Raw genomic sequence first — 26,354 nt, 5'->3', positions numbered from 1 at the left:
AAGAATTGTAGGCTCAAAACAATTAAAAATCAGAATATTAATCGGAGTTCTTATCCGCGCATTGCAGACAGCGGGTAACAGTGGGATCAAAAGTCAATCTAGCGTCTGTAATGGCTTCATCACAAAGATAACAAACACCAAAATCATCATTATTAATACGGTTTAAAGCACCTTCTATGGCTTGCAGTTTGCGTTTAAGCCTGAACTGGACTTCAATGGCAAGCTGTTGGTCCTGCAACTCATCCATACGTGACAAACGCCCAATTCGCGACTGATCAAGCTCCGCCACCTGATGTGAATCTTCAGTAAGTGATTGTTCCACTTCTTGTTTGAGTAAAAATAATCGTTGTCGATAATTTTCCAACTGCACAATATTCATTTGATTAAGGAAAAGCATTTCCATTAACGAAGCAACAGAATTGGGATATCACTCATCCTGACCATCTTGGCGGTATTGCTGCCGACCAGAAACTGGCGAATACGCGAATGCCCATAAGCACCCATTACCAACAAATCAATATCATTATCACGTTGATACTGATGCAAGGCGGGTTCTACTGCGCCTTGAATTAATGCTGCAGTGACATCAAAACCAACTCCAGTCAGGCGCTGTACAGCTGAATTTAATTGAGCTTGATGGTTATTATCATCTTCAGCCACCATAACAATGTGTGCTGGCATCCCCTTTAGCAAGTCACTTTCAGCAACCTTTTCCAATGCTTTGGTAGCCGTTTCACTGCCATCATAAGCAATCATAAACTGTTGTGGAGTGTTGAATTCAGGCAAGGTAATCAGAATCGGTTTATTCAATGCACGGATAACATTTTCCAGATGACTGCCCAGACTATGTGTTTCATTTTCATGAGCCTGGCCCTGACGACCTAACACCAGCACCCGAGTGTCATCCTGCAGATCAGACAAGGTTTCCATCAAACCGCCGTGACGTTGATGCGTGGTCACTTCAACTGCACCATGTTGTTGAGCTAATGCTCTGGCATCCTGCAAAATATTTTTGCCATGCTCCAAAGCCAGCCGACCACGCTTCTCGTCAAGCTTCACTAATTCTTCAAGCAGATGTTCCCGACTGCCTAACCCAATATTGCCAGACAGATTTTTACTGTTTTCAGGTTTGGGATATTCGGTCTTATCCAAAACATGCAATAAATCCAATGGTGCTTGCAACTTAGCACTCACCCAGGCTGACGCTTTACAAACTGAGGGCGAAGTTATCGAGCCATCAATACAGGCAATTATTTTTGTCATCTCTCTCAATCCTCTACTTATTAGTGACCGGCGAGTATTTTTTCGACTTCTTCTGGCTTATCGTGCACACCAAATCTGTCGACAATCGTCGCGGTGGCTTCATTCATGCCAACCAGCTCCACTTCAGTACCTTCACGACGGAATTTGAGCACTACCTTATCCAGTGCAGAAACAGCGGTGATATCCCAAAAGTGGGCATGGCTCAAATCAATCTCGACGGTATCCAGTGCTTCTTTAAAATCAAAAGCCGCAGCAAATTTATCCGATGATGCAAAGAAGATCTGACCTCTGATTTCATAGCGTCGCTTAGTATCCTGTTCACTGAGATCGCTTTTGACCACCATAAAGTGAGCAACTTTGTTGGCAAAAAACAAGGCAGCCAGTAACACACCAACAAACACCCCAATGGCCAGGTTATGTGTTGCAACAACAACCATTACCGTGACCACCATGACGATATTGGTTGAAAGCGGATGTTTTTTCAGGTCTCGTATTGATGCCCATGAAAAGGTACCAATCGAAACCATGATCATTACCGCTACCAAAGCAGCCATGGGAATCTGAACCAGCAGATCGTCCAGAACCAAAACCATAAACAATAAAAATAGACCGGCGGTCATCGTTGACAATCGTCCTCGCCCACCTGACTTGATATTGATAATTGACTGACCAATCATCGCACAGCCAGCCATACCACCCAAAAGCCCTGAACCGATATTCGCAACACCCTGACCTTTACATTCTCGGTTTTTATCACTGGAGGTATCGGTTAAATCATCAACAATGGTGGCCGTCATCATTGATTCCAATAAACCAACGACAGCTAAGGCCATCGCATAAGGGAAAATAATAGCCAGTGTTTCAAAAGTTAATGGTACATCGGGCCATAGAAAAATAGGCAAAGTATCGGGTAAATCGCCCATATCACCTACCGTGCGGATATCGATGTTAAACACAACTGCAACAACAGTCAGCACGATAATAGTGACTAATGGAGAAGGTAATAAACGGCCAATTGTAGGAATATAGGGAAAGAGATAAATAATGCCCAGCCCAGCAGCTGTCATGACATAAACGTGCCAGGTAACATTCGTCAACTCTGGTAATTGCGCCATAAAAATCAAAATAGCCAGCGCGTTAACAAAGCCTGTCACCACTGAGCGTGAAACAAACCGCATTAAATTTCCCAGTTTTAAATAGCCCATTACTATCTGGATAATCCCGGTAAGCAAAGTGGCTGCCAACAGGTATTCCAAACCATGCTCTTTAACCAATGTCACCATTAATACCGCCATCGCCGCAGTGGCAGCAGAGATCATTCCTGGACGTCCACCCACGATGGAAATAATGACTGCAATACAAAAGGAAGCGTACAAACCCACTTTGGGATCAACACCAGCAATAATAGAAAAGGCGATGGCTTCAGGGATAAGCGCCAAAGCAACAACAATACCGGCGATCAAATCGGCACGGACATTGGAAAACCAATCTCGTTTAAGGTTTTGCAACATTAATTCAGTTTCCTGCGTTCAAAAGATTTTTTTCAGATAACAAATTATTGCCAAGCTGCGTGACATTATGATTTCGGCAGCTTTCATTAAACTGTGGTTATGACCTGCACAACCGCATTTTTGGCGGAGACGATGTGTTAAACATCACGGACCAGAAAGGTCCAGGGGGAAGTAATACGCTAGGGTGGATTACGCTTCACGTCAATAATTGGGCTTGTTTGGAAAACACGCCAATATACAGTAATTTACTGGGCCTTCAAAACTTTACGGAAACCTTGCCAACTTAAACAACGCCTTATGCCCCAGATTTCTGGGCCGTTTGAATGCTACAATCTGCCCCTGATGCAAAGCTGCGGAGCACAAAGTGGAAAGCTACACTCTTATAACTGAATGGCTGGAGAACTACCCTCATCTCTACACGTTGATTGGCCTGAGCTTGTTGATCCTGATCTCATGGGTCGCTAACTGGCTGGTCAAGCGTATTCTGGTTCGCGGCGTCTATCGCATTCTCAAAAACAGTGAGTTAGGCCGTTATTCTTCTCTAGCGGATTCCTCTTTTATCCGGCGCATGGCGAATATTGTACCGGCGCTTATCCTCTCCGCCGGGATCGTCATCATTCCGAATATTTCGCCCGTCGCCGTGGCAGTAGTACAGAATGTCACTACAGCATTTATTGTATTAACCATTGCGCTTGGTATTGGCAGTTTACTGACCATTGTCAATGAGGCGTATAACAAACGCCCTGATGCACACTTGAAACCGATTAAAGGTTATATCCAGGTACTCAAAATCGCTATTTATGCGATTGCGGCGATTCTGATGATTGCCTCCCTGATTGACCGTTCGCCATTAATATTGTTATCCGGTTTGGGTGCAATGGCCGCAGTATTACTGTTGATCTTTCAGGACACATTGCTGTCACTGGTCGCCAGTGTGCAAATCAGTTCAAATGATTTGATCCGGGTTGGTGACTGGATTGAAATGGCCCCGCTCAATGCTGACGGTGATGTTATCGATATCGCGCTACATACCGTTAAAGTGCAGAACTGGGATAAAACCATCAGCGTCATCCCCACCAAACGGTTTCTGACCGATCCGTTTAAAAACTGGCGTGGTATGCAGGAAGCTGGTGGGCGCAGGATTAAACGCAGTCTTTTGATTGATCAGCAAAGTATTCATTTTCTGTCAGAGGATGAACGCAAAAAACTTCATCGTTTCAGCCTGATGAATGACTATTTAAAGCAGAAACAGAAAGATATTGATGAATGGAATCAACAATTAGCGGAATGGGGTAAAGAACCCGTTAATACCCGAAGAATTACCAATATTGGCAGTTTCCGGGCTTATGTCGCCAATTATCTGAAGAATCATCCCAGCATTCATCAGAACTATACATTGATGTCCAGGCAACTTGAACCAACGGCCAATGGTCTGCCATTAGAGATTTACTGTTTTACCAATACCACCAACTGGATTGAATACGAAGGCATTGCATCAGATATTTTTGACCATTTGCTGGCAATTATGCCGGAATTTGGTTTACGGGTGTTTCAGCAACCTAGTGGCTTTGATATGCGTGAACTTAGACCACAGCCATTGCCTCAGCAGGATCCTTCAGTCAGTCCAGCTTTGGGGGACACGCCGAAAACACAGGATTAAATCATTCTTAGGGCTTGTTTATCTTTCATCTCCGCCACTGTTGTGAGCTGAAAAAGCGTCAATCAAGGCACGAGGAGCGCCTTTTAGTTGTTCTAAATAAGTGACGAATAACGCAGAGTGGCGCTTTTTCAGTCACAACCCGAAGGGCTGGGACTATTTTTGTGGCCGTCTGCGTTGTCACTCACTTATGTAGAAAGGCTACACGGCGTGCTTTCCGCCTTGTCGGACACAAAAATAGCCTCCAGCAGTGGTGGAGATGAAAGATAAACAAGCCCTAGTTTGATTCACCCGTTTGAAGTTTTAGAGAAAGCTGATTGACTTAATGGATAGACCACGTTCCGCCAATACTCATAATGTAGCTCAGCTTATTCTGCTTTTGGCCGGATTAACGGCTATTGCCCCATTGGCAATTGATGCCTATCTGCCAGCAATGCCATTGATGGCATCTGAATTCGCTGTCAGCATTCACGATATTGAACTTTCACTGAGTTTATTTCTGGCCGGTTTTGCTGTCGGTCAGTTGACCGGCGGGCCTTTGTCCGATCACTTTGGTCGGCGTCGTGTCATCTTTGTTGGTCTCACCTTGTTCTGCATTGCCAGCATGGGCATTGTGCTCAGCCACACCCTTTATGGATTATGGATATGGCGAGTCATTCAGGCCATTGGTGGTGGTATGGCAATCGTTAACTCCTCGGCTGTAATTCGTGATATCAGCAGTGGTCGGGACAGCGCACGCTATCTCTCACATATGGCCATTATTATGATGATTGCCCCATTGATTGCCCCGCTAATCGGCACCCTTTGTCTTTATCTCGCTGGCTGGCATTCTATTTTTATTGTGTTATTTGTCTATGCATTGCTCATCGGACTGCTATTGCATCGCCTTTTGCCAGAAACCCGACAAATCAGTACCCACAAGACATCAGCGTTACGACGCTATATCGAAGTATTGTCGCACCGGAAAGCATTGGCCTATCTTGCAGCACAAAGTTTTACCTATGGAGGTCTATTTAGTTTTATTACCGCCTCACCATCGGTATATATGGTCTATTTTGGTGTTTCAGCTTCGGTCTATCCGTTCTTGTTTGGCATTAATGTGGTGATGATGATTGTAGTCAATCGCATTAACGTCAGATTATTACTTTTTTACGATCCGCCCTGCCTGTTAAGACTTGGACAAATTATCCAGGTCATTACCGGCGTATTGATGCTCATGTATATTCTGATCAGTCCAGATCCGTCATTAAGCATGATAGTTTTTGGCATCATGATATTTATTGGATCGCAGGCGCTTATCGTCTCCAATGCCATCGCCAGTACTGTGGAATTCTTTCCACGCAGCAGTGCTACCGCCACTGCTGTGCTGGGCTCGTTTGGTTTTTTATCGGGTGCAGCCAGTGGCTTACTGGTCAGTTCCCTGGGTGATGGCAGTCTTTGGCCAATGATTACTGTCATGACCGGCTGTGCAGTTTCAGGACTCACTCTTAAAACATTGATTTTGCGTAGCTGTCGTAATAATCCGCAAATAAAAAACGGCTGTTAACGTTGCATTAACCCTCAAACAACTAGATTGACTGTCATATTGACACTCATCTCTAGGGAGCGCGTTATCAGGTGAACGTTAACAGCCGACAACATTATTTAAAAAAACTGGTTTTTCTGCCATCACTGATGCTTACTGCATGCAGTATCACTCCAGAGCAACCGGATTATGCAGCGTTAATATCTGCAGAGCAGCAACGCGTTGAACAATGGCAGAATTTTCCGCAACAAACCGACGTCGCTTATCTGAATGATTTGATCGATACCGATATGTTTGACGGATTATTGCAAACAGCAATGAAATCCAATCCCAGTCTGCAACAAACCTTGCTCACCTTACAGATCCGTCAATCACAACTGACTCAGGCTTCAGCCGAAAAGCGCCCAATTATCAGCAGCGGATTTTCAGCACTCAACAGTAGTGGTACTGATGCCAGTTTTGGTGCCGATCTCAGTGTCAGCTGGCAAGCTGATTTATGGGGAAAACTGGCCGATAATGAACGTGCTGCAGAGCTTGATATCACCGAACAAAACCTGCTTTATCAGTCAGCACGTGACACGCTGGCTGCTGAAGTCATGCAGGTCTGGCTAACACTGATTGCCCAGCAACGAGCGATTAATATTGAACAGCAACGCAATGACAGTCTGCAGCAAACCGAAAGCTTTATTTTGCAACGTTACCGCCAAGGGCTGGGCACGCTTGAAGACCTGGATCTTGCTCGTAGCGCGGTCGCCACCTCTTCAGCCAGTGTGGAGAGCTTAACTGAAAACTATCGCCAGCAATCTATTCAGCTGAAAACCTTGATTGGGCAGGTAGATAATCCACAGTTTACTCTACCCATTAATTATCCCGAAGTAGTCATTCCGGAAATTGATCTGCCCCAACAATCATTGAATCGTCGGCCGGATCTGTTAGCGGCCTATGCGGCCATTCAAGCGGCCAGTGCCAGGACCGAGGTTGCCTATAAAGACTTGTTACCCAGTCTGAATCTGCAGGCAGTGTTAGAAGATGTTGGCAGCTCTCCACGCGCCAGTTTATTTACTGCCCCGGTATGGAGTTTACTGGGCCAGTTAACCGCACCGTTATATCAGGGCGGACAGTTACGTGCTGAGGCAGAAATTAGCGAATTGGATACAGCAATTGCCTATCAGCAATATCGTGACACTTTGCTCAATGCAGTAACAGAAATTGAGCAGGCTTTAAGTCAGGAACAGGCCTTGCTTAAACGCCAGCAACATATCGAAACCGCTTTGGCGAGTGCGGAAAATAATCTGCAACAGTATCAGGCTAATTATCGTAGTGGCTTATTTACTATTCTGGATCTGTTAACCGTGCAGCAGCAGACCTATGACTTGCAGGCACAACTTGATGATCTGATTTACCAGCGTTTATTAAATCGTATCTCACTGGGACTGGCTTTGGGGCTGGAGGTTAGAGCATGACCAAATTTGTTCAATGGCTGGTGTTTCTGGGTGCACTGCTTGTATTAGTTGGTGTTTATTTTCTGAGTCAATATCAAATTGATCGTTTTGCTAACCGTTCGTTACCTGTCCGTGAAGTCCCAGAAATACGACCTGAAGTCTCTGTAAAAACGGTTGAGCCGGCTACGCATCGATCACGTGTCAGTGCCTTTGGTGCCACAGAACCCCATTACACAATAAATCTGACCACGCAGGTTGCCGGACAAGTCGAACAGATATCGCCACAGTTTGAAACCGGCTACCGCCTGAAAAAAGGCGAACAGATGCTGCGTCTGGAAAACAGTGATTACCGTGCAGCGGTGGCCGCAGCCAAACAACAACTGGCGGAAGCACGGCTCGCTTATCTACAGGAAGAACGGCAAGGCTTGCAAGCAAAGGCAGAATGGCTGGCTTCCGGTTTGGAAGGAGATCCTGATTCGGAACTGGTATTGCGGGTTCCTCAATTAGCCAGTGCAGAAGCAAGTGTTGTTAACGCCGAAGCATTATTAACCAGTGCTGAAAATGACTTACAGCAAAGCCTGATCAAAGCCCCGTTTGATGCATTAGTGATCAGCCGCGATGTCTCACCCGGCAGTTATCTGCAAACCGGAACCCAGGTGGCATCCCTCTTCAGCACTGACTGGGTTGAAGTAAAAGTCTCGCTGTCGGATCGTGAATGGCAGAGTCTGCCGGATGCCAGTACTTTAACCACAGGTGATTGGCCGGTGACTCTGCAGGCGGTTGAAGGTGCAGCTACCTGGCAGGGGAAAGTTCTGCGGATTGAACAACATCTGGATGGTACTACTCGACAACGTTCGTTGATTGTCGGGGTAGATAAACCGTTGGATCAGCAACCTGCTCTTTATCCGGGGGTATTTGTTGAAGTCAGTCTGGCAGGACGTCAGATGGATAATCTATGGCAGGTCCCAACGACCAGTCTTAGTCAACGGGGCGAGATATGGTACGTAACGGCCGACAATATTCTTGCAAAATTCCCCACCTCGCCTGTTTTCAGTGATGAAAACTACATTTATATACGCCCACCGCAACAACTGGCTGATTTTCCCCAACAGATTTTGTTACAGCCTATCAGCAGTTATGTAGAAGGCATGGCCGTGGCCCCGATTGAGATAGTAAATAATGAGTAAGCTCATCGGCCGTAGCGGTATTATCGGCTGGTTTGCCACCAATCCGGTCGCCGCCAATTTATTAATGTTAGTGGTGATTATCCTCGGCTTAATGTCGGTGGGTGATCTGCGTAAGGAGGCTTTTCCCAGCAGCGAACCGGACAGCCTGACTATTTCTATTTCCTACGACAGCGGTTCGGCGAAACTGTCCGAGGAAGGTCTGGCAATCAAAATTGAAGAGCAGCTGGAAGGCATCATCGGGATTAAAACCATTACCAGTGAGTCGACTCGCAGTGGGGTCACCGTCACGGTGGAAATGCAGAGTGGTTATGATCTCGACATCCTGATGCGTGATGTGAAAGCGCAGGTGGATGCCATATCGACCTTTCCGACAGAAGCGAAAAATCCTGTGATCAGCAAAGCTGAACGTGAAGAACATGCTATCTGGCTGCAACTCTACGGTGATACCGATCGCCATACCCTGCAGCAACTTGCCGAATCTCTTAAAGCCGATCTACTCACCAAGTCAACCATCAACCGGGTGACCATCTCCGGTTGGCTGGATCCGATGATGATGATCGAAATTGATGATGGCCGTTTGCAATCCTACGGTCTGTCATTAACGGATGTTGAAAATGCGATTAACACCAATTCGTCCACCCCACTAACAGCGGTATTACGTAATGAAAGTATTTATCTGCAGCTTAATGCTTCCGAACAGGCGTATTTAAAGGAGGATTTTGCCAATATCCCGTTACTGACCGGCGATAACGGACAGCAAATCCTGCTAGGTGATGTAGCCGATATTCTTGATAGCTTTGATGATGATACCTCCATATTGTCGAGATTTCAGGCTAAAGAAAGTATCGGGGTTCAGGTGGTGACCACCGGACTGGATGATATCGCCGACTCTGTAGCCGATGCCTATGATGTGGTGGAAGTCTGGCAAAACAGTAATAAATTGCCGGCTCAGGTCGAACTGGCCACCTGGTATGACCGAAGTACCAGCATTATGGATCGTCTGAGTTTATTGATTAAAAATGCACTGACCGGCATCGTGCTGGTGTTTGTGTTGCTTGCAGTATTTTTAAACCTGACTGTCGCCTTCTGGGTAGCAATGGGACTGCCATTTGTATTTCTCGGCACCTTATTTTTTATGGGCGACTCTTATGCCGGTTTATCGCTCAACTCCTTTACCACTTTCGGCTTTTTGATGGCTCTGGGCATTATTGTCGATGATGCGGTGGTGGTCGGTGAAAGTATTTATAGCGTTCGATCCCGGGAAGGTGACACGTTACGTAATACCATTAAAGGTACGATGAGAGTTGCCGTACCCACAATGTTTGGCGTTTTTACCACGGTGGTGGCTTTTTTTGCATTATCACAAATTGAAGGTCGGCTCGGCGAACTCTATTCGCAGTTTGCAGCGGTAGTTGCCATTGCCCTGATGATGTCGTTGGTTGAGTCGAAATTAATTCTACCCGCGCATCTGGCGCATTTAAACACTCATAAAAAACCTTCACAAAACATACTGGCCACTGGATGGCGAAAAGTTCAGCAAGGGGCTGATGGCGGTCTACAGTGGTTTGCTGAAAAAATCTATCAACCGGCCATTGAGTTTGGTTTGCGGTTTCGCTATGGCGTAATAATGGTCTTCATGATGATATTTATCATCGTGTTTTCAATGCCGTTTAATGGCAATATCCGAATGAGTTTCTTTCCATCCATTCCGGGCGATACAGTACGGGCCAGCATTGCCATGCATAAAGATGTCAGCTTTGGTCGCACCCACGAAACCCTGCTGATGATGGAACGCACAGCCTATGAAACCGATAAGGCTCTGCAAGCTGATAAGGATGCAAACACTACCGGTATAGCCAATCTGCAACTGATATCCCAGGCGGATCACAGTGGTGGCGTCACGGTAGAGTTGGCCGAAAATTCACCTTATGATTTGGTTGAGTTTCGCAGAGAATGGGAAAAGCGGGTTGGAATGCCGGAAGCTGTACGCAGTTTACGGATCCAGAGTGGCCGCCAGGCAGATGATGCATTGCGGGTGGAGTTACGTTCCAACGATGATGATGTTCTGACGCTGGCAGGCGCAGAATTGTATAAATTACTGGAACCAATGCCGGGTATTATTGGTTTGGAAGATAATCTGCAACCCGGTCAACCTCAGTTACAACTTAAACTCAATCAGCAGGGCCGTGCATTGGGTCTCAGTACCGATGAACTTGCCAGACAGATCCTGCAGGGCTTTAGCGGACAGGTCGTGCAGCGTTACCAGCGAAACAGCGATGAAATTGAAGTCAAAGTCCGTTACCCGGAAGCAGACCGACAAAATCCCGCTGATGTGTTGAAATCCAGAGTTCGGCTGGAGGATGGCACGGTTATTCCGTTATCCAGTGTGGCCGATGTCAGTTATGGCTTTACCCGTGACAGTATTACTAGGATTGATGCCAAGCGAGCAATTTATCTGTCAGCAGATGTCGATAAGGATGTATTATCCGTCACCGAATTTGTTGCTCAGTTAAAGCGGGATGTCGTGCCCCAGCTGGAAGCCAAATATCCAGGTCTGACCATCTATTTTGCCGGTGAAGCCGCCGAGCAGGAAGAAACACAATCTTCAATGTTAAACCTGTTTTTACTGGCCATGCTGGGCATTTATATGCTGCTGGCCATACCGTTGAAATCCTATATTCAACCGTTGTTAATCATGACTGCAATACCGTTTGGTATTGTCGGCGCATTACTTGGGCACTGGATGAATGATCTGTCATTGGGAATATTATCGCTCAACGGTATTATCGCTCTGAGTGGTGTTGTGGTGAATGACAGTCTGTTATTGGTCTCAAGATTTAATGATTTAAAACAGGAATATACCGATATACGTCAGGCCATTATGTTATCGGCCAGAGATCGTTTGAGAGCGGTATTACTGACCTCTTTCACCACCTTTGCCGGACTGATGCCATTGCTAGGCGAAACGTCCAGGCAGGCACAGTTCCTTATTCCCGCGGCGGTATCACTGGCCTATGGCATTATGTTCGCCACCGTGATTACCTTGATATTGATTCCGTTGTTATTGATGATTCAGCATGATGTGGCGCAATATTTTCATCGTGGTAGCAAAGTGGTATTACCCGCAACAGAACAAGGACCGGCATCATGATTAGTGTATTACTTATTGAAGATGATCTCGATCTGGCGCAAACCGTGATGGATTATCTGCAACTGGAGGCCATCAACTGCGATCATGCCAGTAATGGCGCTGCAGGTCTGAATTTATTAGAACAGAATTATTATGATGTACTGTTGCTGGATCTGAATCTGCCACGTATTGATGGTTTGACAGTGTGTGAGCGTCTTCGTAGTGAAGGTTCAGATATCCCCGTTTTAATGCTCACTGCCCGCGATCAGCTTATTGATAAACAGGCAGGTTTTGCCGCCGGTACCGACGATTATCTGGTTAAACCGTTTGAACTAAAAGAGCTGGTAATGCGTATTCAGGCATTATCACGCAGACGCAGTGGTCAGACACAATTATTGCGTTGTGGCGATCTGCAAATGAATTTACAGCAACGCCAACTCAGCAGAGCCGATATCAACCTGCATCTATCCCCTATCGGCTGGAGAATTCTGGAATTGCTGCTACGGGAATCACCCAATGTGGTCAGCCGGCAACGACTGGAGATAGCAATATGGGGTGAGGAAGTGCCGGACAGTGACAGTCTGAAAGTGCATCTGCATCATTTACGTAAAACGATTGATGGAGCCTTTGATACAGGATTACTTCAGACTATCCCGGGTATTGGCATTGCCATCAGAGCTGATAATGAAAGCTAAAATAAGTCTTAAACGACTAATAACCTTAAGCTTTTTATTATTTGGCGGCACCATTGTGCTCGGTTATTCATTATTAAGTGCCCATTTTTTTATTCGTGGCATGGATAATATTGTCACAGGCGGGATGGAAAACGCTGCGCTGACCTATCTTGCCAGTGACAACCCCCTGGCGGAAAATGAACTGGTTAATTTTCGCGGTAGTCAGTTATCCAGACGATGGGAAGCACAAACTGCAGACATTCGACAGGTGTTTACTGATCCCCCAACGCGCAGTGGTGAATTAATCAAGCGAGATGATTCTCACTGGTTTGAACGCCCTGACAAAGTCTATTTTGCCCTCAAAGTCGATTTGGAAAACCAGTCGGTTTATATCAGCAGAACGCTCTCCCGGGAGAATGTATCCAGCCTGGTAGGTCGTAATATGGCCGATAGCATGCGTTTATTATTAGGCGTCAGTGCATTAATTGCCTTGACGTTAATGCTGATCACCTGGCTATTGATGCGGAGTATCTCGACACCAGTAGCCCGGCTGAATAACTGGACACAATCATTAACCCCGGAGAATCTTTCCCAGCCGCCACCGGACTTTCTCTATCCGGAACTCAATCAAATGGCCAGACTGATCCAGAACAGTCTGTCATCGGTTCAGCGCAGCCTGGATCGTGAGCACCGCTTCCTGCGCTATACCAGTCATGAACTGCGTACGCCTATCAGTGTTATTCGTAATAATATCGAGTTGCAGTACAAAGTATTACAACAGACCGCTTCCAGTTTGAACCCGATGCAAAGGGATATTGCCGATCGAATTGATCGTGCCAGTATTACTATGCAGCATCTCACGGAAACCTTGCTCTGGTTAAGCCGCGAAGATAACGAAAAACTACCTGAATCAGTAGTAGAGATTGATAAACTGCTGTTGGAAATCACCGCAGAAATGCGTTACCTATTACGCGATAAAACCTTAGAACTTATTGTGGAAACCCACCCCTATAAATGTTCAATAAGTGCCGTGGCAGCACGAATTGTCTTAGGTAATCTGATACGCAATGCATTCCAGCATACCTGGGAAGGTCAGGTCATAATCAGCCAACAGGGATCCCAGATCAGTATTGTAAATCGACAGTTTAATACTGATATTGATGTTGCACCGACTGAATTGGGCTTTGGCCTTGGCCTGCAACTCACTGCTCAATTAACCGAAAAACTCGGCTGGTCTTACCAGAATCTTGCTAATGAAAATGGCCACAATGTGATTCTTGATATAAAACCTCGTGAAACCAACTAGGTTTTACTGACAAACTGACGATAAAACTGTATTGCCGTGCGTCCACTATGACTGGCCCGACGCATGGCAAATTGCTTGGCCTGTTCGTGCAATAAATCCCGATCAACAGCGATATTCGCAAACAGGCTGTCAACCATGTCCAGGTAGGTATCCCAACTATGGGGATAAAACGAAAGCCACAGACCAAAGCGGTCTGATAAGGCTAGTTTGTCTTCAAGGCTGTCAGTATAGTGAACCTCACCATCAACCACACGACTCGCCTGATTTTCAGATTGCTGCTCGGGCATCAGATGTCGACGATTTGACGTGGCATAAATCCGTACATGTTCCGGCGGTAATTCCAGTCCACCTTCCAGCAGACTTTTAAGCGGTTTGAAGCCCTCATCACCCTCTTCAAATGACAAATCATCACAGAAGATCACAAACCGAAAGGGTCTGTCTTCCAGATCATCGAGAATTTCCGGTAACCAGTTAAGTTCAGCTTTATCAATCTGCAGAATACGTAATCCCTGATCGGCAAACTGGTTCAACACCGCTTTAATCAGTGATGATTTACCGGTCCCCCGTGCCCCCCATAACAGAGCATGATTACTGGTTTTCCCCTCAACAAAACGACGGGTATTTTCCACCAGTTGCTGCTTTTGCTGCTCAATACCGATGAGCTGATCCAGTTGAACAGGATCCAAACGGGTAATGGCTTTAAGTTTTTGGCTGTGCGCACGCCAAACGGCAGCATGTATTTGATGCCAATCCAGGTTATTCATCAACTATCTTCCTGTGGTCGAACTAAACGCTATGATGGTATCTTGGTTGGATTCACGTCAACTGCTTAATTCAAATGCGATCGGCACTTTCACTTCCAGTTGCTGCTGTGACATCTCATCTGGAAAAGCCGGTAACGGTTGGGCTTTTTCTAACATTTCCAGCACCGCCCGATCCAGCCGCTGATATCCCGAACTTGCCTCAATACGTGATTCACTAATGTGACCATTGCGGGTGACAATAAAGAATAACTGCACTACGCCCTGTTCACCACGCCGTCTGGAAATACCAGGATAACGTTTTTGTTCTGCCAGCATTCTGGCCAGCAAATTGAAATAGGTCTGTTGCGCGGCTTGTTGCAATGCAGAATCAGCCTGACTTGATATCGAACTGCTCTCTGCAGCTTCGCCCTGATCGGCAATTTGCGTTTTCTCCAGCTGTTTTTCAGAATTTGCTGTATTTATTTGAGCCGGTTCAGAGGTAGCGGCAAGGATTTCTGAGGAATTCTGCTTGCGTTCAAGTTTATCCTCTGGTGGTGCAGAATTGACCGCCTTTTTTATTTCGGTTTGCTGTAATGGTTTTACCACTTCTGTTCTACTAGCTTTGTGTTCTATTGAAACGGGAGCAGCATCAGGTTTCTGAGCCTGGCTAATTGCCGTTTTTTGCTCAATAACTGTCTTTTTTTCTGCTACCGCAGTGGTCTGTTGTTTTTCCATGGTGGTGGGCTCAAGCATGCTAATATCAATTTCAATACCGACTTCATCAACCGGCGCAACAGGTTGCAGCTGGTGAGGGTATTTAATCGTATACATGCCAAATGCAAACACATGGATTGACATGGCACTTAAAATAGCCAGAAACCAGTAACGAAATTTAATCATTTCGCCTGGACTGAGTTTGAGTAGCCAAAGAAACTTTCAATACACCGGCAGCACGTACTTGTTTAAGTAAATCCGTTAACTCACTGGCGGGCACGGATGCATCGGCTTTCACCAGTAATTTAAAAGACTGGATATCGTTAGTTTTAGATATTTTCTGTTTCAAGATTTTGATTAAAGTGCTGGCTTCCAAAAACACATCATCCATCGCCAACGGGCCTTTAGCTGACACGAACAAAATGGCATCGTGTTCTTGCAGAGCTGATTGCTGATGAGATGTTGGAGGTTGGATTTTCAGCAGTTCACTGCTGCTTAATTGACCCGCGATCATAAAAAAAATCAACATCAGGAACACAATGTTAATCAATGGGATCATATTGTCATCAAGCTGATGGCCTGGGGCTCTTCGGATGGGGATAAGGGTCATAGGGCTAACCCTGCCAGACTAACTTTGTCGATTCCAATGGCTTTTAACTGATCGATAAAATCAATCATTTGCTGCGTGGTCACAGCTTCAGCAACTGACACAACAAAAATCCCGGGAGAATCTTTAGAAAGTTGCTTTTTTATGGGTGTGAGCTCTGATACAGGATAACGTCGATTATCGTATTCATACTCGCCAGCGGCCGTTAACAGCAGAGCGTGCTGAGTACGTATTTTATCGGTATCGTAGGATTCGCTGGCCGCTGTAATATCCAGCTGCCGCCAATGGGTAAATCCTGAAGACAGCATAAAAAACAGTAACAGGATGAATACCACATCAATTAAGGGTGTCAGGCTAATTAACCGACGTTTTGCAGCCAGGGGTTGTTCAAGCAACATTTTTATAATGGTTAGCGGGTTTTGTTGTTGAGGTGTTTATCAATGGTGCATGGGTAAAAACCTGGGTAACACCATCATTAATCAAATCGGCAACCCGTTCCGTTTTACGATCAAGCCAGTTATGAGCAACAACAGCTGGTATCGCCACTCCAAGTCCCACTGCAGTAGTCAATAACGCCTGCCATATACCTCCGGAAAGTACCGAAGGATCGATCTGACTGCCTGCCAGCTCCATCTGCTGAAAGGCCAGGATCATACCAAGCACAGTTCCGAACAACCCTAATAACGAACTCAAACTGGCAATTACTTCCAGCGGTCGCAGATAACTGCGTAGTTGATTGATGCGTAAACTGGCAACACGCTGTAGCTCTTCTTTTAGCAGCTCCTTAGGCATTTCGGCCTGTCTGAGACCCTGCATACTAAGTGCCAGTAGTTCATCCAGCGGCTTGGAGATTTTCAGCAGCGAAAGAGCCTGTTCCGGTTCATTTTGTTTCCACAGCAAAATGGCTTTGTTGGCCGTTGTCGTAGATTCTGGCGATAACACCATTATTTGCCAGATTTTGATTAACACAATGCTGACCGCAATGACCGAAAACCCCAATAAAATCCATACAACAGGGCCACCAATTTCCAGCAATTGCTGCAGCAACTTCAAGAAAGATGGTGTTTCAACCTCATTTATCACGCAGCAGACCCCGGAAAGACGTCATAGCAGTTACAAACATCGACAAGTTCCTTTGATTAAAACAGCATTAATGATAATGGTTATCATTAAGCTTTGCAAAGAAATCTTCGGCCCAGCGTGATTTTTTTACTGTTCTATCAAATGGATAGCATTCCGCAGCAATGACAGTCCGATATGTTCACCACGTTGTAATTGATTGCGTTCTACCACATGCTCAGGAATATCCATCTGTATCAATAACGGGTTGTGTCCGGTAACTTTCATCAACACGGTGGTAATGCCGCGCAAAGTAATCATATCGTCAATTATCGCCTGCACCGGATTCTCCTGCTCACCCCGAGACGGGCGTCGACGTTGATGCAACATAATTTTACTCGGCGCAATAATCCAAAACACATTGCTGCCCACAACGAAATCAGTATCGGCTATCTCCAGCAACTCCTCACACCATTGCAGTTTTTTCTGACCTTCGACCATCACTATTTTCCCCTCAAACACATTACGGGCATCAGTCAATCTGGCCACATTCAGGCTTTGTGGCCGATTCAATACATCTTCAACCGTACCCTGCTGCAAGGTTTTGCCCTGATGAATGACACACATCTGATCGGCCAGCATCGCTGCTTCATCCAGATCATGTGTCACCAGAATAATCGGCATGGATAATTGCCGGCGTAAAGCATGTAACTCCAGATAAAGTTTCCGACGGGTAACTTTATCAACTGCCGAAAACGGCTCATCCAGTAATAAAACTTCCGGATCGCGTGCCAAAGCTCTGGCTAATGCCACCCGCTGTTGCTGTCCACCGGATAACTGTGAAGGAAAACGAGATTCCAACCCACTTAAATGCACCTGTTCCAGCAACGCTCTTGCCTTATGTTCCTGAGGAGTTTGCATGGCCAGCAAAATATTCTGCATAACGGTCAAATGTGGAAATAACGCATAATTTTGAAACACCATGCCCACACGTCGCTGTTGTGGCGAGTAGTTAAGTTCATGGTTGCTATCAAACCAGATTGTTTGAGAGCGGATAAGTCCTTGTTGGGGTTTATGTAAACCTGCTATACAACGTAGCACCGTAGTCTTGCCCGAACCGGAAGGTCCAACTAACGCCAGCATTTCCCCGGCGGCACATTGTAGCTGTACTTCCAGTGGAATTGGCTGTTGCTGCTTAATGGTGGCTTCAAGCATACTAGACCCGCATTAATCGGTGGTTAAATCGGTAAATTGCCGTGACCGTTATAACAGCAATTGCCAGTAAGATTAATGACATCTGCATGGCCTGTTGCTGATCAAATGCCAACACACTGTCATAGATTGCAATTGACAGGGTTCGGGTCTCCCCGGCTATGTTGCCACCTATCATCAACACCACGCCAAATTCGCCCAGCGTATGACAAAAACTCAGGATCAATCCGGTTAAAATCCCTGGCCAGGCTAACGGTAATTCAATTTTGATAAAGGTTTTCCAGCGAGATAATCCACTACACCATGCTGCTTCACGTAATTCAGGAGCAATATTTTCCAGCGCTCTGAGCATTGGCTGTACAGCAAACGGTAAACTGTAAATTATCGAAGCAAACCACAATCCGCTAAATGAAAAGGCCAGATTGTCGCCGGTAATGCTATAAAAAAGTTTTCCTGCCGCACTGTTACTATCCATTCCCACTAACAGGAAATAGCCCAATACGGTCGGAGGCAGGACTAATGGTAACGTAATCAATGCTTCAGCCAGATATTTCCCGCGAAACCTGCCTCTGGCCAGGCTGTATGCCAATATCAATCCTATTGGTAACAGACTCAAGCTAGTGGCTAGCGCCAGCTTCATTGATACTTCAAGGGCCTGCCAATCCATCGTTCAGGGATTCCCGGTAATTGGAAGATAGCCATGTTTAATAAAGATTTTGCCGGCCGCTTCGCTGGTAATGAAATTTATAAACGGTTCAGCAAGTAATGACGCATCTTTGGTGATAATCAGCTGTTGGGACAGCTCACCAGGTAATTTAATATAACGCCCCTGCTGTTTGATTTTCTCCTGAGTCATATACGGATACGGCAATATGGCTGCATCGACATTACTGGTCAGGGCAAACTGCAACGTCTGTGACGCACTTTCTGCCAGTAACAGCTGTGGTTGAATCGTCTGCCAAATATCCGCTTCCATCAACAGGTGTTGTGCGAGTTTGCCGTATGGCGCATGTTTAGGATTGGCAATCGCAAATTTTTCCAACTGATTCTGCTCAATTGCCTGTTTTAGACCTTGCAGCTGGTTATCCAGGTTTATTGATGAGTACTGGTTAGCAAATAACACTATTTCACTGTGCGCATAGTTGATACGTTGCCCACGATGTTTTTGCTGTTCCATTAATATATCAATAAACAACGGATTTGCTGAAAAAAACACATCATAAGGCGCACCATGAATTATCTGTGTCGCCAGATTCCCTGACGCGCCGTAAGTTACATTAATCTTATGGTGAGAAGAGTGTTCATATTCTCGTATTAATTCAGGCAAAACAAACCGCAAATTGGCAGCCGCGGCTACTCTGAGTGTCTCTGCACTCGCTCCCATGGAGACTAGCAGCAACATAGCCAAAAAGGTTTTAATGAACTTGTTTCGCATTATTCATTCCAAAAAAAAGCCCCGCATTGCGGGGCTTTTAAGTCTAACGTAACTGACTGCGTTAGTCTGCAGTAACTTCGTTAACAGCTTTCATGCTCAGACGAATACGGCCCTGGCGATCAACTTCCAGTACCTTAACGTCAATCATGTCACCTTCAGACAGTTTATCGCTGACATTTTCCACACGCTCATCAGAGATTTGTGAAATATGTACCAGACCATCTTTACCCGGCAGAATAGTAACAAACGCACCGAAATCCATCAGCTTGGCAACACGGCCCTGATAGACCTTGCCGACTTCAACTTCTGCAGTGATTTGCTCAATACGGTGCAGAGCATCCTGACCGGCATTGAAATCTGAAGAGAAAATCATCACGGTGCCATCATCCTGAATATCAATGGTCGCACCGGTTTCTTCGGTGATTGCACGAATGGTCGCACCACCTTTACCGATTACATCACGGATTTTATCAGCATGAATTTTCACAGTGATAATACGTGGAGCAAATTCAGACATTTCCTGACGGTGCGTTGAAATCACTGCATTCATTTTTTCCAGAATATGCAGACGCCCATCACGGGCTTGCGCCAATGCGGTACGCATGATTTCTTCGTTGATACCTTCAATTTTGATATCCATTTGCAGTGCGGTAACACCTTTCTCGGTACCGGCCACTTTAAAGTCCATATCACCCAGGTGATCTTCATCACCCAGAATATCAGTCAATACGGCGTAACCATCCGCTTCTTTAATCAGACCCATCGCAATACCGGCTACTGGTGCTTTAATTGGTACACCGGCATCCATTAACGCCAATGATGTTCCACACACAGACGCCATTGAACTTGAACCATTGGACTCGGTGATTTCAGAAACCACACGAACCACATATGGGAACTCTTCAGCGGATGGCATAACGGCCTGGATACCACGTTTAGCCAATTTACCATGGCCGATTTCACGGCGTTTTGGTGAACCGACAAAACCGGTTTCACCGACACAGAATGGCGGAAAGTTGTAATGCAGCATGAAGCGGTCACGGTATTCACCTTCAACAGCATCAATCATCTGTGCATCACGTTCAGCACCCAATGTTGCCACAACAATAGCCTGAGTTTCACCACGGGTGAACAATGCAGAACCATGAACACGTGGTAGCACAGTGGTTTCAACGAAAACTGGACGTACTGTTTTGGTATCACGACCATCGATACGTGGTTCACCGGCAATAATGCGTCCACGAACCAGTTCTTTTTCCAGTTTGCCAAACACGCCTTTTACGTCATCTTCAGACCATTCACCATCTTCGCTGACTAATTCAGCAACTGCTGCCTGGCGAATTTCAGCCAGTTGATCCTGACGCTGCATTTTGTCACTGATGGCATAGGCATTTTTAATACCTTCAAACGCTTGATCTTTAACAGCGTTATACAAACGATCATCTTTTTCCGGAGCAGTCCATTCCCAGGCTGTTTTAGCGGTTTCTGCTTTCAATTCATCAATCAGTTTGATCGCTGTCTGTATTTGCTGATGACCATACATGACAGAACCTAACATAACCTCTTCAGGCAATTCAGATGCTTCGGATTCCACCATCAATACAGCACTTTCAGTACCGGCAACAACCAAGTCCAGTGAACTGGTCGCCAATTGTTTTTTGGATGGGTTGAGGATGTAGTTACCATCAACATAGCCCACCCGGGCAGCACCTAATGGGCCATTAAACGGGATTCCGGAAATTGCCAGGGCAGCAGAAGCACCAATCATTGCCGGGATATCAGGATCGATTTCAGGATCCAATGCCATTACGGTGGCAATAACCTGTACTTCGTTAATGAAACCTTTAGGAAACAATGGACGCAGTGGACGATCGATCAGACGGGAGGTCAGTGTTTCTTTCTCGGAAGGACGGCCTTCACGTTTGAAGAAACCACCCGGTATTTTACCTGCAGCATAAGTACGTTCTTGATAATTTACGGTTAACGGAAAGAAATCCTGGCCAGGATTTACATTCTTCTTTCCGACTACAGTTACAAGCACTGATGTCTCACCCAGACTGGCAATAATGGAGCCACCGGCCTGACGGGCGATCTTTCCGGTTTCCAGGCTGAGAATGTGCTCACCGAACTGAACTGTCTTTTTTACTGAATTCACTAGTATTTCCTTCTCTTGACTACATCAGCCATGAACCTTTTCATAACTGATTTAAAAAACGATAAACGCATAAATGAATATGCCCCTGAAACCGCGGGGGATTTCAGGGGCATATCAGTCAACGCACCAGCCTAATGCCAATGATATTGGCGGAGGCTCGATGAGATGTTTTACAGACCACGTCGAGTAATTTAGCGACGCAGACCTAAGTCAGCAATTAAATCACGGTAACGGTTAATATCCGTTTTTTTCAGGTAATCGAGCATTTTACGTCGACCACTAACCATTTTTAACAGACCTTGACGTGAGTGATGATCATGAATGTTAGTTTTAAAATGGTCTGAAAGATTTGTAATACGTGCTGTCAGCAACGCTACCTGAACTTCAGCTGAGCCGGTATCGCCTTCTGTACGACCGTATTTTTTAATGATTTCTTGCTTTTGTTCTGCAGTAATTGACATAAAAACTCCAACTTTTTATAGCCTTTGGCTATGAGTTAAATTCTGAAATAATCCAGCCCGTTGAACCGAATTACCCAACCTTTTAAGAGTGGCGAATTTTACCGGTTTTATCCGCTATTCACAAGCGAGTTAAACCGTATCACCGGTAACAAACAAACGTTTTGCTGAAACTGTGCCGTCCACGGCCAATTCCCCCAGACCGATAAATTGATCCTGATAATCAAATAAACGGACTTTTGCGCTTTGTCCCTGAACATCAGTTTTGACTGCCCGACCGTATCGCATATCATCAGACATTGCCGAATCCAGTTTGATGTGGGGCCAGTCCGGCAAAGCTTCATGGGCTGGAAGTAACTGACTATCAAGTCCTGCCAATCCTTGCTGCTCGGCCAACTCCCCTAATGCTTCCAGACTTAATGCCTGGGTTAAATCATAGCCTGCCGCATCAGTACGTCTCAGCATTTTGACATGTCCGCAGCTGCCTAAAGCGGCAGCAATATCCTGCACCAGCGTACGAATATAGGTTCCTTTGCTACAGGCAACCTGCAAGGTAAAACTCTCGGCATCGCATGCCAGTAATTCAATACTGTAGATGGTAATAAGGCGTGACTTTCGTTCAATTTCAATACCCTGTCGTGCCAATTTATATAATGGCTGGCCCTGATGTTTTAATGCAGAAAACATAGGCGGGATCTGCTGTTGCTCTCCGACAAAATCCAGCAAAACCTGCTGCAGCTGTTCAGGGGAATATTCTGGAATGGCTTGTTGTGCTATCACCTCGCCATCACTATCACCGCTATCGGTAAGAATGCCCAACTGACAACGCACTTGGTATTGTTTGTCAGCATCCAGTAAATAGGTGGAAAGTTTAGTCGCTTCGCCCAGGCAGACTGGTAATACCCCGGTGGCTAAGGGGTCGAGACTGCCGGTATGTCCTGCCTTGTTTGCATTAAATAATCGTTTAACGCGTTGCAAAACATGATTTGAGCTTAATCCGGTTGGCTTGTCGATAATCACGATACCCGTAATATCTCGACCTTTTTTATTGCGTTTTGCCATTGGCGAAACTCAATCTTTATCAGTTTCGGGATCAGGATCCTGTTCGTCTTTGATATCAGCATTAGCTTTGGAAATCAGCTCATCCATATAAAAGCCGTGCTCCAAAGTCGTGTCATAACGAAACTGCAGTTCAGGCATGATGCGTAACTTCACGCGTTTGGCCAGCGCCCGACGTAAGAAGCCAGCGGCATTATTCAAACCAGCCAGACATTCTTTAGCGGCTTCTTCTGAATCAAACCCACTAAGCCGAGTGACATAAATACGCGCATATTTCAGATCAGATGTCACATCAACATGTGACACCGTGACCATACTTACACGCGGATCGGCCAGATCATGCTGAATCAGCAAAGCCAATTCACGCATCATGACCTCGCTGATTCGATTTGTGCGACTAAATTCTCTTGCCATTAAAGACTCGGTTTCATTAATACACGTTCAAATACTTCAATTTGATCGCCCGGTTTAACGTCTTTATAGTTTTTCACACCAATACCACATTCGGTACCGGCATTCACTTCGTTAACATCATCTTTGAAACGACGCAGCGATTCCAGTTCACCTTCATAGATAACAACGTTATCACGTAGAACACGAATTGGATTGTTACGTTTAACACTGCCTTCCAGCACCAGACAACCGGCAATGTCGCCGAATTTCGGTGAGCTGAATACATCATCAACACGAGCCAAACCAATGATTTCGTCTTTGTAGACGGGTTCCAGCATCCCGGTCATCGCTTTGGTGACCACATCCAGCAAATCATAAATGATACTGAAGTATTGAACATCCAGACCTTTTTCGGCAATCACTTTACGTGCTGTGTTGTCTGCACGAACATTAAAGCCGATCAAAATCGCATCAGACGCAGCAGCAAGTTGTGCGTCAGTTTCATTAATACCACCAACACCTGAACCGACAACCCGGACCTGAACCATATCGGTCGACAACTTCTGCAGACCCTGGCTAACCGCTTCAACTGAACCATGAACGTCACCTTTGATGACCACATTCAACGTTTTCAGATCGCCGGCTTCCATTTTGTTGAACATATCATCCAACTTGGCTGCCTGCTGCTGGGCCATTTTCATTTCACGTGCTTTGGTCTGACGGAAACTGGCAATCTCTCTTGCCGTGCGATCGTCCGGAGCTACCTGCAATTCGTCACCTGATGCTGGCGTACCTGACAGACCCAATAATTCAACGGGGGTTGAAGGACCGGCTTCATCCATTGCCTGACCATTCTCATTGAACAAGGCGCGAACGCGACCAAATTCCTGGCCAACAACGACAATGTCACCTTTTCTCAACGTACCACGTTGGACCAGAACAGTTACCACCGTACCGCGTCCTTTATCGAGACGTGATTCAACAACAGTACCGTGAGCAGGACCTTTAACTGGTGCGGTCAATTCCATCACTTCAGCTTGCAGTGAAATCGCATCAAGTAACTCATCAACACCAAGCCCAGTCAGAGCTGAAACCGGTACAAACTGAACATCACCACCCCAATCTTCAGGGACGACTTCATGATTCGTTAATTCCTGTTTAACCCGATCCGGCGTGGCATCTGGTTTATCCATTTTGTTTACGGCAACAATCAGCGTTGAGCCGGCAGCTTTAGCGTGCTGAACAGCCTCGATTGTTTGCGGCATAACACCATCATCTGCCGCGACCACCAAGACTACGATATCGGTAACCTTGGCACCACGTGAACGCATTTCGGTAAACGCAGCATGGCCCGGTGTATCCAAAAAGGTCACTTCACCACGGCTGGTTTCTACTTTATAGGCACCGATATGCTGGGTAATACCACCCGCTTCGCCTGATGTAACCTTGGTACGACGGATATAATCCAGTAGAGAGGTTTTACCATGGTCAACATGGCCCATTACAGTAACAACAGGTGCTCTTGGAACCGCTTCGCCGGTAACTTCAATAGATGCTTCCAGGGCTTGTTCAACTTCGTTTTCCTGAACCGGCTTGGCAACATGGCCCATTTCTTCAACCAGAATAACAGCGGTATCCTGATCCAGGACCTGATTGATAGTGGCCATTGTGCCCATACCCATCAACGCTTTGATTACTTCGGCCGCTTTAACCGACATACGCTGCGCTAAGTCAGAAACTGAAATGGTATCGGGAACACTGACTTCACGAACAACCGGAGCGGTTGGACGGGAAAAACCATGTTCTGTTGTGGTTTCAACAGTCGCAGTTTTTTGTGAGACGCCTTTCTTCTTCTTGCGGCGACCTTTGCCTTCGCTGACATGAAGTTCTTTACGTTCAAATTCATCATCACGTTGGAACCGACCACGACGTGCGGGTTTATCTTTATTCGCAACGTGTTTTGCATCGGCTTCTTTACGATCCGGTTTCTGTTCTTTGGCTTGTGCTTCCGCGGCTGCAAGACGCGCCTCTTCCTTGGCCTTTTCTAAAGCTTCCTCTTCTTCACGAGCCTTTTTCCGCGCTTCAAGCGCTTTTTCAGCTTCGATACGGGCAAGGTTGGCAGCACGACGCTTGGCATCGGCTTCTTCCAGCTTTTTATGTGCTAATTGAGAAGCCGTCAATTCCGGTTTTGCCGCTTGTTTTTTGGCAGCGACAGATTTTTTTCTTCTTTGAGTTTCGCTTCTTCGGCGAGTGCCTTTTGCTCTTCTTCTGCAGCTAAACGTGCCTCTTCATCTGCCAGCCTTTCGGCTTCGATTGCTGCGGCAACTGCTGCAGCTTCACGTTCAGACTCTTCTTTCTGCAGGCTGGTTTGTTCTTGCTGTTTGCGTGCTATTTCCTGCTGTCGAAGCTGCTCCTGACGGGCAACTTCTTCGGCGTGTGCCTGTGCTTGAGATGCAATTACAGGTTCTTCAGCAGGCGCACTGGCAGTGTTAGGTTCGGCATCAGACCGTTTGACAAAAGTGCGTTTTTTACGAACTTCAACACTGACACTTTTACCGGCTTGACGAGATGTGCCTCCACCTAATTTAATTTCACTGACTGATTTACGTTTCAGTGTGATTTTTTTAGGTGATGCATCGTTTTCACTGGCTGATTTGCCATGTCTTTGCTGTAAAAATTGCAACAGACTTTGCTTTTGGTCTTCCGTAATCAGATCATCCGGCTTTGAGACTTTAATACCGGCCTCATTAAGCTGATCAACTAAACGTTCAGGTGTGATACCGACAGTGTCGGCCAGGTCCTTAACCTTCATGTCACTCATTGG

General features: G+C 46.0%; 24 protein-coding genes. 7 read left to right on the top strand and 17 right to left on the bottom strand.

Annotated elements, in window-relative coordinates; all coding sequences use genetic code 11:
• Window positions 1-37 precede the first annotated feature (37 nt).
• Genes AC08OG_RS05035 through AC08OG_RS05025 form a run of 3 tightly spaced genes read right to left on the bottom strand, consistent with a single transcriptional unit; the run spans window position 38 to window position 2,774 of the window.
• Window positions 38-403, bottom strand: a complete 366-nt coding sequence (locus AC08OG_RS05035; protein ID WP_482930203.1) for a TraR/DksA family transcriptional regulator — start codon at window positions 401-403, stop codon at window positions 38-40.
• Window positions 403-1,263 carry a universal stress protein gene (locus tag AC08OG_RS05030; protein WP_292748814.1) on the bottom strand — a complete coding sequence of 287 codons (861 nt, stop codon included), beginning with the start codon at window positions 1,261-1,263 and terminating at the stop codon, window positions 403-405. The genes AC08OG_RS05035 and AC08OG_RS05030 overlap by 1 nt, the downstream gene beginning before the upstream one ends.
• A gap of 20 nt (window positions 1,264-1,283) precedes the next feature.
• The gene (locus AC08OG_RS05025; protein ID WP_292354827.1) at window positions 1,284-2,774 is read right to left on the bottom strand and encodes a SulP family inorganic anion transporter; all 1,491 of its coding nucleotides are present in this window, start codon (window positions 2,772-2,774) and stop codon (window positions 1,284-1,286) included.
• A 364-nt stretch (window positions 2,775-3,138) separates the two neighbouring features.
• Between AC08OG_RS05025 and AC08OG_RS05020 the strand changes: the two genes are divergently transcribed.
• The 7 genes from AC08OG_RS05020 (at window position 3,139) to AC08OG_RS04990 (ending at window position 13,695) form a co-directional block, all read left to right on the top strand.
• On the top strand, window positions 3,139-4,434 hold the full coding sequence (locus AC08OG_RS05020) for a mechanosensitive ion channel family protein (protein ID WP_482930202.1): 1,296 nt from the start codon (window positions 3,139-3,141) through the stop codon (window positions 4,432-4,434).
• A 322-nt stretch (window positions 4,435-4,756) separates the two neighbouring features.
• On the top strand, window positions 4,757-5,977 hold the full coding sequence (locus AC08OG_RS05015; RefSeq protein ID WP_482930201.1) for a multidrug effflux MFS transporter: 1,221 nt from the start codon (window positions 4,757-4,759) through the stop codon (window positions 5,975-5,977).
• 71 nt (window positions 5,978-6,048) lie between these two features.
• The gene (locus tag AC08OG_RS05010; protein WP_482930200.1) at window positions 6,049-7,419 is read left to right on the top strand and encodes a TolC family protein; all 1,371 of its coding nucleotides are present in this window, start codon (window positions 6,049-6,051) and stop codon (window positions 7,417-7,419) included.
• Entirely contained in the window at window positions 7,416-8,585 is a 1,170-nt protein-coding gene (locus AC08OG_RS05005; RefSeq protein ID WP_482930199.1) for an efflux RND transporter periplasmic adaptor subunit, read from the top strand. The genes AC08OG_RS05010 and AC08OG_RS05005 overlap by 4 nt, the downstream gene beginning before the upstream one ends.
• Window positions 8,578-11,736, top strand: coding sequence for an efflux RND transporter permease subunit (locus AC08OG_RS05000; RefSeq protein WP_482930198.1), 3,159 nt, complete (start codon window positions 8,578-8,580; stop codon window positions 11,734-11,736). The genes AC08OG_RS05005 and AC08OG_RS05000 overlap by 8 nt, the downstream gene beginning before the upstream one ends.
• Window positions 11,733-12,410, top strand: a complete 678-nt coding sequence (locus AC08OG_RS04995) for a response regulator transcription factor (protein ID WP_482930197.1) — start codon at window positions 11,733-11,735, stop codon at window positions 12,408-12,410. Before AC08OG_RS05000 ends, AC08OG_RS04995 begins: the two co-directional genes overlap by 4 nt.
• The gene (locus tag AC08OG_RS04990) at window positions 12,400-13,695 is read left to right on the top strand and encodes a sensor histidine kinase (protein WP_482930196.1); all 1,296 of its coding nucleotides are present in this window, start codon (window positions 12,400-12,402) and stop codon (window positions 13,693-13,695) included. Before AC08OG_RS04995 ends, AC08OG_RS04990 begins: the two co-directional genes overlap by 11 nt.
• On the opposite strand, the gene AC08OG_RS04985 is transcribed toward AC08OG_RS04990, so the two are convergent.
• From AC08OG_RS04985 to AC08OG_RS04920, 14 genes are all read right to left on the bottom strand, one after another.
• A complete protein-coding gene (locus AC08OG_RS04985) occupies window positions 13,692-14,459 on the bottom strand; it encodes an ATP-binding protein (protein WP_482930195.1) in 768 nt (255 codons plus the stop codon). The two genes, AC08OG_RS04990 and AC08OG_RS04985, sit on opposite strands and share 4 nt — an antisense overlap.
• A 57-nt stretch (window positions 14,460-14,516) precedes the next feature.
• Window positions 14,517-15,338, bottom strand: coding sequence for an energy transducer TonB (locus tag AC08OG_RS04980; RefSeq protein WP_482930194.1), 822 nt, complete (start codon window positions 15,336-15,338; stop codon window positions 14,517-14,519).
• Window positions 15,331-15,762, bottom strand: a complete 432-nt coding sequence (locus tag AC08OG_RS04975) for an ExbD/TolR family protein (protein WP_482930193.1) — start codon at window positions 15,760-15,762, stop codon at window positions 15,331-15,333. The genes AC08OG_RS04980 and AC08OG_RS04975 overlap by 8 nt, the downstream gene beginning before the upstream one ends.
• A complete protein-coding gene (locus AC08OG_RS04970; RefSeq protein ID WP_482930192.1) occupies window positions 15,759-16,157 on the bottom strand; it encodes an ExbD/TolR family protein in 399 nt (132 codons plus the stop codon). The genes AC08OG_RS04975 and AC08OG_RS04970 overlap by 4 nt, the downstream gene beginning before the upstream one ends.
• Window positions 16,147-16,842 carry a MotA/TolQ/ExbB proton channel family protein gene (locus AC08OG_RS04965; protein WP_482930191.1) on the bottom strand — a complete coding sequence of 232 codons (696 nt, stop codon included), beginning with the start codon at window positions 16,840-16,842 and terminating at the stop codon, window positions 16,147-16,149. Before AC08OG_RS04965 ends, AC08OG_RS04970 begins: the two co-directional genes overlap by 11 nt.
• Window positions 16,843-16,968: 126 nt before the next feature.
• Window positions 16,969-18,033, bottom strand: a complete 1,065-nt coding sequence (locus AC08OG_RS04960) for an ABC transporter ATP-binding protein (RefSeq protein WP_482930190.1) — start codon at window positions 18,031-18,033, stop codon at window positions 16,969-16,971.
• A gap of 1 nt (window position 18,034) precedes the next feature.
• Window positions 18,035-18,697 carry a molybdate ABC transporter permease subunit gene (gene modB, locus AC08OG_RS04955; protein ID WP_292402049.1) on the bottom strand — a complete coding sequence of 221 codons (663 nt, stop codon included), beginning with the start codon at window positions 18,695-18,697 and terminating at the stop codon, window positions 18,035-18,037.
• A 3-nt stretch (window positions 18,698-18,700) separates the two neighbouring features.
• A complete protein-coding gene (modA, locus tag AC08OG_RS04950) occupies window positions 18,701-19,465 on the bottom strand; it encodes a molybdate ABC transporter substrate-binding protein (RefSeq protein WP_482930189.1) in 765 nt (254 codons plus the stop codon).
• A gap of 61 nt (window positions 19,466-19,526) precedes the next feature.
• A complete protein-coding gene (pnp, locus tag AC08OG_RS04945) occupies window positions 19,527-21,620 on the bottom strand; it encodes a polyribonucleotide nucleotidyltransferase (protein WP_482930188.1) in 2,094 nt (697 codons plus the stop codon).
• Between the two features lie 191 nt (window positions 21,621-21,811).
• A complete protein-coding gene (gene rpsO / locus AC08OG_RS04940) occupies window positions 21,812-22,081 on the bottom strand; it encodes a 30S ribosomal protein S15 (protein WP_278361242.1) in 270 nt (89 codons plus the stop codon).
• 129 nt (window positions 22,082-22,210) lie between these two features.
• Window positions 22,211-23,140: a tRNA pseudouridine(55) synthase TruB gene (gene truB, locus AC08OG_RS04935; RefSeq protein ID WP_278361241.1), complete on the bottom strand. Its 930-nt coding sequence runs from the start codon at window positions 23,138-23,140 to the stop codon at window positions 22,211-22,213.
• Between the two features lie 9 nt (window positions 23,141-23,149).
• Window positions 23,150-23,551, bottom strand: a complete 402-nt coding sequence (gene rbfA, locus AC08OG_RS04930) for a 30S ribosome-binding factor RbfA (RefSeq protein WP_014706505.1) — start codon at window positions 23,549-23,551, stop codon at window positions 23,150-23,152.
• Window positions 23,551-25,710: a translation initiation factor IF-2 gene (gene infB / locus AC08OG_RS04925; protein ID WP_482930187.1), complete on the bottom strand. Its 2,160-nt coding sequence runs from the start codon at window positions 25,708-25,710 to the stop codon at window positions 23,551-23,553. The genes rbfA and infB overlap by 1 nt, the downstream gene beginning before the upstream one ends.
• Window positions 25,707-26,351 (bottom strand): translation initiation factor IF-2 associated domain-containing protein, encoded by a 645-nt coding sequence (locus tag AC08OG_RS04920; protein ID WP_482930186.1) that lies wholly within the window; start codon window positions 26,349-26,351, stop codon window positions 25,707-25,709. The genes infB and AC08OG_RS04920 overlap by 4 nt, the downstream gene beginning before the upstream one ends.
• Between the last annotated feature and the right edge of the window lie 3 nt (window positions 26,352-26,354).

The organism is Methylophaga sp. F7 (genome assembly GCF_056863975.1).
This window is presented reverse-complemented; position numbering and strand designations above follow the sequence as displayed.